The 7316-nt window shown below is 49.1% G+C and carries 7 protein-coding genes and 1 tRNA gene; 6 read left to right on the forward strand and 2 right to left on the reverse strand.

The features are described 5' to 3' along the window. Positions 1–25 precede the first annotated feature (25 nt). The 4 genes from OEL57_RS11850 to OEL57_RS11865 all read left to right on the forward strand — a co-directional run bounded on the left by OEL57_RS11850 (position 26) and on the right by OEL57_RS11865 (position 3835). Positions 26–259: a DUF1450 domain-containing protein gene (locus OEL57_RS11850; protein WP_300740741.1), complete on the forward strand. Its 234-nt coding sequence runs from the start codon at positions 26–28 to the stop codon at positions 257–259. A 174-nt stretch (positions 260–433) separates the two neighbouring features. After that, positions 434–1933 (forward strand): DUF3373 domain-containing protein, encoded by a 1500-nt coding sequence (locus OEL57_RS11855; RefSeq protein WP_300740742.1) that lies wholly within the window; start codon positions 434–436, stop codon positions 1931–1933. Between the two features lie 92 nt (positions 1934–2025). After that, positions 2026–2739, forward strand: coding sequence for a GMP/IMP nucleotidase (gene yrfG, locus OEL57_RS11860; RefSeq protein ID WP_300740743.1), 714 nt, complete (start codon positions 2026–2028; stop codon positions 2737–2739). Then, the gene (locus OEL57_RS11865) at positions 2729–3835 is read left to right on the forward strand and encodes an NAD(P)/FAD-dependent oxidoreductase (protein WP_300740744.1); all 1107 of its coding nucleotides are present in this window, start codon (positions 2729–2731) and stop codon (positions 3833–3835) included. Before yrfG ends, OEL57_RS11865 begins: the two co-directional genes overlap by 11 nt. Before the next feature lie 74 nt (positions 3836–3909). Here the strand turns inward: OEL57_RS11865 and OEL57_RS11870 are convergent, their stop codons facing one another. Together OEL57_RS11870 and OEL57_RS11875 are read right to left on the reverse strand one after the other, a co-directional pair. Next, positions 3910–4212 (reverse strand): HU family DNA-binding protein, encoded by a 303-nt coding sequence (locus OEL57_RS11870; protein ID WP_300740745.1) that lies wholly within the window; start codon positions 4210–4212, stop codon positions 3910–3912. A gap of 134 nt (positions 4213–4346) precedes the next feature. Continuing rightward, a tRNA-Leu gene (locus OEL57_RS11875) sits at positions 4347–4433 on the reverse strand. Between the two features lie 334 nt (positions 4434–4767). On the opposite strand from OEL57_RS11875, the gene OEL57_RS11880 reads away from it, so the two are divergent. Both OEL57_RS11880 and OEL57_RS11885 read left to right on the forward strand, forming a co-directional pair. Continuing rightward, positions 4768–5436, forward strand: coding sequence for a succinate dehydrogenase cytochrome b subunit (locus OEL57_RS11880; protein ID WP_300740746.1), 669 nt, complete (start codon positions 4768–4770; stop codon positions 5434–5436). Positions 5437–5446: 10 nt separating this feature from the next. Continuing rightward, positions 5447–7316 (forward strand): fumarate reductase/succinate dehydrogenase flavoprotein subunit (locus OEL57_RS11885; RefSeq protein ID WP_300740747.1); only part of this gene is annotated, 1870 nt, incomplete at its 3' end.

A 7316-nucleotide genomic window follows, 5' to 3' on the forward strand; every position in this document is an offset into this window, starting at 1 on the left:
AGCACCGTTTCCGGTGGCGTAGTCTATGAAAATCCGGCTCTGTGAACATAACCAGGGGGCAGAAAAGCTGGCCAAACAGCTGGAGGAACAGTTTGAAGGGCTGAACATTAAAATTAAAAAATGTGCAAAGCAGTGCAAGGTCTGCAAACGAGAACCGTTTGCAGTGGCTGATCGGCAGTTGATCAAAGCATCTGATTCTGTTCAATTATTGTTTTTTTTAAAGCAACTGATTGAACAGAATAACTATATTGCAAGATAGATATGCTAATATTCAAATGCCTGAATATATAAGATTAAATTGTTGCAGCCCCGTAACAGTTTGATGTAAGGTTCCAGCGTTTTGTTGAAGTACTATTTATTAGATGCTGATGCGATTAATCAAGGCAGGTAACGTCCACCAGCAGTATTCATCCCACCAAAAGGAGAAAGATGCATGCGTAAAGCAAACAAGTTGATTCTGTCCACCGTACTTGCACTGGCCATTCCGGCTGGCGCCATGGCTGCAGATGATCTGCAAGTCAAGATTGACAAGTTGTCCCAGCAAATGGAAGACCTGAAGGGTCAGGTTCAGCGTATTGTAGATAAGTCTTTGGGTAAGTGGCTGACCATTGGCGGCGACTATCGTTTTCGTGTAGATAATCTGCAGGCTTCAGTAAAAAGTTATACTGATATGCGTCCTGCATTTGCGACTCCACCTGCTGCTATGGCACCCATTGCTGGCTACAAGTATCAGAATAACCTGTTGTACACAAACCGCTTTGGGCTTAATCTGAAAGCCAAGGCCACTAAAGATGTTACCGTTAACGTCCGTCTGCTTGCCTATAAGTCCTTTGGTGATCAGTCTGGCGATGTAACCAATGCCGGATTTACTCCTGACCGTACTGCCGTTATGGATGGTACCCTTGGCCATGTTCCTTCTTCTAGCCTGTTGAACGTAGACCGGGCATATGCAACTTGGTCCAATATCATGGACCAACCGGTCTGGTTCTCAGTTGGTCGTCGCCCATCAACTGATGGTGCTCCCACCAACCTGAAGTCCAACAATGAGCGTCCTGGTAACGGCGGCACCCCGGCTCTGCTGGTTGACTATGCCTTTGATGGTATGACTTTGGGCTATGCACCTGATATCGACTTCCTGCCTGGCTTCTATGCCAAGGTCTGCTACGGTCGTGGTTTTGATGCCGGTTATAATAAAACCAATATGAGTGCTCATAATGACCTGAAAGATACTGATATGCTGGGTGTGGCTGTGATCCCTGTCGACACTGATCCGCTGCGGGTCTGGTTGCAGTGGAACCGTGGTTACAATATCTTCAGTAACGCGCCCGAAACGATGGGTGGGGTTGCAACCAACGTTGGAGATATCGATTGGTTTGGCGTTGGTGCCATGACCACCCTTAAGAAGGTCGGCCCTGGTGACCTGAATGCCTTTGCCGATTTAGGTATGAGTGTGATGCGACCCAATGGTAAAGGCTTTATGGGGGGTATGTATGGTCTTGGTTACGGTGATGCTAACGTAACTGGATTTGGTGCTCCTGATAAGCATGACACCACTGGTTATGCCATCTATACTGGTTTGCGTTATGACTTCCCCAGCAGAACCAAGCTGGGCTTTGAATACAACTACGGTTCCAAGAACTGGATCACCTTTGCCCCGGCTGCTGATGATATGTTCACCGCCAAGGTTGGTACCCGCGGTCATGTATTTGAACCGTATATCATTCAAGAACTTGACCTGAAGCCGATCTCTTCTGTCTTTGCCAAGGCGTTCTTTAAGCTTGGTTATCAGTACTACAAGTTTGAATATACCGGCAGCAACAACTGGATCGGTGCCGCGATTGCAATGAAAGATGTTGCTCAGAATACAATGTTAATGGGTCCTGCAATTGAAAAAGCTCAGAATATCTACGGTACCTTTGAAGTTCATTTCTAATCTGTTGTAGTAGCTGTAAACCTTCATGTGGAAAAGGGCAGGCCTTCGGGTCTGCCCTTTTTATTTTGACCTGTTTGCTGTATAAAGAAGCCATGTTACTTGACTGGCACAATATAGATACTGTTTTACTGGACATGGACGGCACCCTGCTGGATCGTCATTTTGACGATCATTTCTGGCTTGAGCATGTACCCAAACGTTGGGCTGCTAAGCATAATGTCTCGCCTAAGCAGGCACGGGAGCAGCTGCACGCCTTGTTCCGGTCCCAGGAGCGTACCCTTAACTGGACTGATCTTGATTACTGGTCTGACCGGCTTGGTCTTGATATACCTCTGCTGAAGTTGGAAGTTGAGCATCTGATCGCGGTACATCCTGGCGTGATTGAGTTTCTGACCTATTGCAAGCAGCACAATAAGCAGCTCTGGCTGGTAACCAATGCCCATGGAAAAACCCTGGATATCAAGCTGAAAAAAACCAGAATCGGACACTGGTTTGATGGCATTATCTCCGCCCATCAGGTTGGCCTGCCCAAAGAGGATAATCACTTCTGGGCAGAGCTACAACGGTTTGTCACATACGACCCTGCTCGTACCATGTTAGGTGAAGATAGCGAGACCAACCTGCAGACGGCACAGGAATACGGTATCCGCTATCTGTTTTATATCAGCCATTTCAGTTCAACCTGTACACCGGTCGCTTCTGATAGCTTTGCAACTCTTGATTATTTTACCCGTCTGATTCCAGTTGCTGGAGAATCAGCAGTACGAATCATTTCCTCTGGAGGCATTAACAACCATGTCTGCTGAACTGTATGATGTCATTATTATCGGTGGCGGTCCTGCTGGTCTGGCAACCGCTTATCTCTGTCATAAGTATGGCCTGTCCTATCTGGTATTAGAGTCTGGTAAGGCCCCGTTCCAGGGGATCGCTAATACCTATCCCCAAGGGAAGCTGGTCTATGCCTCCAAGCCCAAGGATGCTCCTGAGCCGTTTCTGGTGGATGAACTGAGACCACCGGACAAGCCGGTGACGGTTGAAAGTTACCTGCAGTATGTGCAGCATTTTGTACAGCATGAAAACCTGCATATCCGCACTGAAGTGGCGTTTGAGAATATTCAGGATGAACGCGATTGCCTGACCATTCTGACCGATAAGGGCCGCTTTAAGGCCCGTAAGGTGGTGTTGGCCTTTGGTAGCAGTATTCCCCGTGAGCTGTCGGTCTATGGCGATGCCAAAATGGTGGCCAAGAACGTGGATGACCCGACCAAGTATGTGGGGGTTAAGACGCTGGTTATCGGGGGCGGTAATACGGCTGCAGATGTTGTGATTGCTATCTTGAAGACCAAGCGTGAGTGTAATGACACGCAGCCGGTTTACTGGGCTCACAAATCAGAGAAGTTTGATGTGAATAAGGAAACAGCTCAACGTCTGGGAGAAGAAATTCTGCTTGGTGGGAATATCAGGCTGCTCCCAGGTGCCCAACCGCGTATCGGTGAGGTGGATGACGAGGGGGTTGATCGGCTGGTGATCAGGATCAATGAGTTTAAGCAGGCTGACGGCATTGACCTGTATCACGCTTTGAGTTTCCCTATGCAAAACGTAATTGCCTGTATTGGTTCCCAGGGGCCTGTCCCAATTTTTGACAAACTGGGGGTGCAGACTATTTCCTGTACCGCTGGTGTCTGCAGGGTGGCCAAGGAAGGGGATCGATTGGTGCTGCTTTCAGCTGAGTTTGAATCAACCCGCAAAGGGGTTTATGTGGTTGGTGGGGCAATTTCACCTTCGTACATGAAGATCAGTGAGGGATCTATCCAGGAAGAGAAACATCCCAACCTGATTTATACGGCTATTAATGATGCCTACCATGTGGTTGAGGCGATTAGAGGCAAGCTCGGGAAATAATTTTTGCGGATTGTACCAGCATGCGATAAAAAAAGACCCCGTCAAAGCGGGGTCTTTTGCATCTATTGTCGTTACTACTTTTTCTTGGCTTTACAGGCAGCCTTTTTGCAAACAAGGTCTTTCAGGGATTTACCGGGAGAAAACTTGCCGGAGGTCTTTGCAGCAATCTTGATCGCCTTGCCGGTCTGGGGATTGCGACCGGTACGGGCTTTGCGGGTAATGGCTGAGAAAGTGCCGAATCCCACCAGGGTCACTTTGTCGCCTGCAGTCAACGCGCCGGTTACCCCGGCAATGAAGCTTGCCAATGCCTTTTCAGCCTGCGCCTTGGTAAGCTCGGCTCCTTCAGCCATCTTTGCAACAAGTTCAGATTTTTTCATAAAGCCTCCCAGTGGAGATTTAAAAAGATAATCGCCTTATAGCACAGCAGGCTAATAACAAAACAAAAAAATGGCCTGCAAAGAGAAAAATGGTTCAGGGGGATGGTTTGTGTGTGGAGGGGGGAGAGAAAGGGTGGTGCGGGCAGCCGGACTCGAACCGGCACAGGGTTGCCCCCGAGAGATTTTAAGTCTCTTGTGTCTACCTATTCCACCATGCCCGCAAAAGGGTGTTGTATATAGCACGTGAATTTAAATCTGTCTAGTTTGTTCGTTATTTTGTGGCTGTTAGTTGAGACACACTGCAGGCGGTTTAGGATTGCATGCTGTATACATAAAATCCTTGCAATTTCTTAAAACGGCGTTTAGTATGCGCGGTGCTTTGATGCTTGATTTGCTGGTTTGTACAGACATATGTAGATACCCCACGAGGAGGCTTCCAATGCAGCATTATCGCAGGCTAAACTGGCGGGGACCACCGCATGGCATTCAGCCCCCTGATTTTTCAAGTAACGTACGCAGTGAGCTTCAACACTACATCATAAAGGAAGGGAGTTTATGGAATTTCTGAACACATCCATCGGCAGAAAGATCGTGATGGCAGTAACAGGTCTGAGTATGGTCCTGTTTGCTGTTGTCCATCTTATCGGCAACAGCACCATTTTTGTAGGCCCTAGCGGTATCAATGCCTACGCTGAGCATTTGCACAGTATGCCATTGCCTATCATTATGCTTTTTAGGGCAATCATGCTGGCTCTATTCGTTGTACACATCGTGTATGCCATTCAGCTCACCATTGAAAACCGTGGTGGTCGTCCTACTGACTACGCTGTCAAGGCTACCCGTAAGGCAACCTTTGCAAGTGAGAATATGATCTGGACCGGTCTGCTTCTGCTGGCCTTTATTGTGTATCACCTGTTGCATTTTACCTTCCGGGCAACTCCGGGTCTGACTCTGGTAAATGATGCTTCCGGCCATTTCAATGTATTTGCCATGGTGGCTTCCAGCTTCTCATCTGTTGCTGGCGCCGGCATCTATGCTGTGGCTATGGTGGTGCTGTTTCTGCACCTCTATCACGGTATTCAGAGCCTGTTCCAAACTTTTGGTCTGGCAAACGGCAACACCCTGCCCAAGATTACAACTGGCGGTAAATTGGTGGCATTTGTGCTGCTGGTAGGGTTTATTGCTATTCCTCTGTCAATTTTTCTTGGAATTATAAAAGGTTAAGGGGGTACTCGTGATACTCGATGGTAAATGTCCAACCGGACCGATTCAACAAAGCTGGGACAAGCACCGCTTCGACCTGAAGCTGGTTAACCCGGCCAACAAGCGTAAGTATAATGTTATTGTCGTCGGAACCGGTCTTGCCGGTGGCGCTGCTGCTGCCTCTTTGGGTGAACTTGGTTACAACGTGCAGGCTTTCTGTTATCAGGATAGCCCACGTCGTGCCCACTCCATTGCTGCTCAGGGTGGTATCAACGCTGCTAAAGCCTATCCAAACGACGGTGACTCCATCTATCGTCTGTTCTATGACACCATTAAGGGCGGCGACTTCCGTGCCCGTGAGGCAGACGTCTGGCGTCTGGCTCAGGTGTCCAACAATATTATCGACCAGTGCGTAGCCCAGGGTGTTCCGTTTGCCCGTGACTATGCCGGCTACCTTGATAACCGTTCTTTCGGTGGTGCTCAGGTTTCCCGTACCTTCTATGCCCGTGGTCAAACCGGCCAGCAGCTGCTGCTGGGTGCTTACTCCGCTCTGTCACGTCAGATAAAGCTTGGCACGGTAAAGATGTATGCCCGTCGTGAAATGCTGGATCTGGTTGTGGTTGATGGTGTTGCTCGTGGCATTACCGTGCGTAACCTGGTAACCGGTGAACTTGAGTCCTACGCTGCTGATGCCGTTTGTCTGGCAACCGGTGGTTATGTAAACGTGTTCTACCTCTCCACCAACGCCATGGGTTGTTCCGTAACCGCCAAGTGGGCTGCTCACAAGAAGGGCGCTTATTTTGCAAACCCCTGCTACACCCAGATTCACCCGACCTGTATTCCACAGGCCGGTGACTATCAGTCCAAACTGACCCTGATGTCTGAGTCACTGCGGAACGACGGTCGTTGCTGGGTTCCCAAGAAAAAAGAAGATTGCGGCAAACACCCTAACGATGTTCCTGAAGAAGATCGTGATTACTATCTGGAGCGTAAGTACCCCTCCTTCGGTAACCTTGCTCCCCGTGACATCGCTTCCCGTGCTGCCAAAGAGCAGTGTGATGATGCTCGTGGCGTTGGACCTGGTGGCCGCGGCGTGTACCTTGACTTCGCAACATCCATCAAGCGGGTTGGCGCTGACACCATTAAAGAGCGTTACGGTAACCTATTTGAAATGTATGAGAAAATCACTGACGAAGACGGCTACAAGCGTCCGATGCGTATGTACCCGGCTCCTCACTACTCCATGGGTGGTCTGTGGGTTGACTACAACCTGATGAGTAACATCCCTGGTCTGTTCGTACTGGGTGAGGCCAACTTCTCGGTACACGGTGCAAACCGTCTGGGTGCTTCGGCTCTGATGCAGGGTCTTGCTGATGGTTACTTTGTTATTCCGTACACCATTGGCGGCTATCTTGCTGGGGTTAAGCCGGTTGGTACCTCTACTGATGCTGCTGAATTCAAGCAGTCCAAGGAAGAGGTTAACGGTAATGTCAGCAAGTTGCTGGGTATTAACGGTAAGAAAACTGTTTCAGAGTTTATGCGTGAACTTGGCGGTCTGATGTGGGAAAACTGCGGTATGGCACGTTCCAATGAATCACTGAATATCAACCTCAAGAAGATTCCTGCACTGCGTGAGGAGTTCTGGCAGAATGTTAAGGTTACCGGTACCGGTGCTGAGTTCAACCAGGATCTTGAGAATGCTGGCCGTACGGCTGACTTCCTTGAGTTTGCCGAGTTGATGTGCCGCGACGCCCTGCACCGTGAAGAGTCCTGTGGTGGTCACTTCCGTGAAGAATTCCAGACTCCTGAAGGCGAAGCACTCAGAAACGACAACGAATACATGTATGCCGCTGCCTGGGAGTTTACCGGAGAAAACAACGAACCAAAGCTGAACAGAGAAG

Source organism: Trichlorobacter sp. (assembly GCF_030247655.1).
In the GTDB taxonomy this organism is placed as follows: Bacteria; Desulfobacterota; Desulfuromonadia; order Geobacterales; family Pseudopelobacteraceae; genus Trichlorobacter.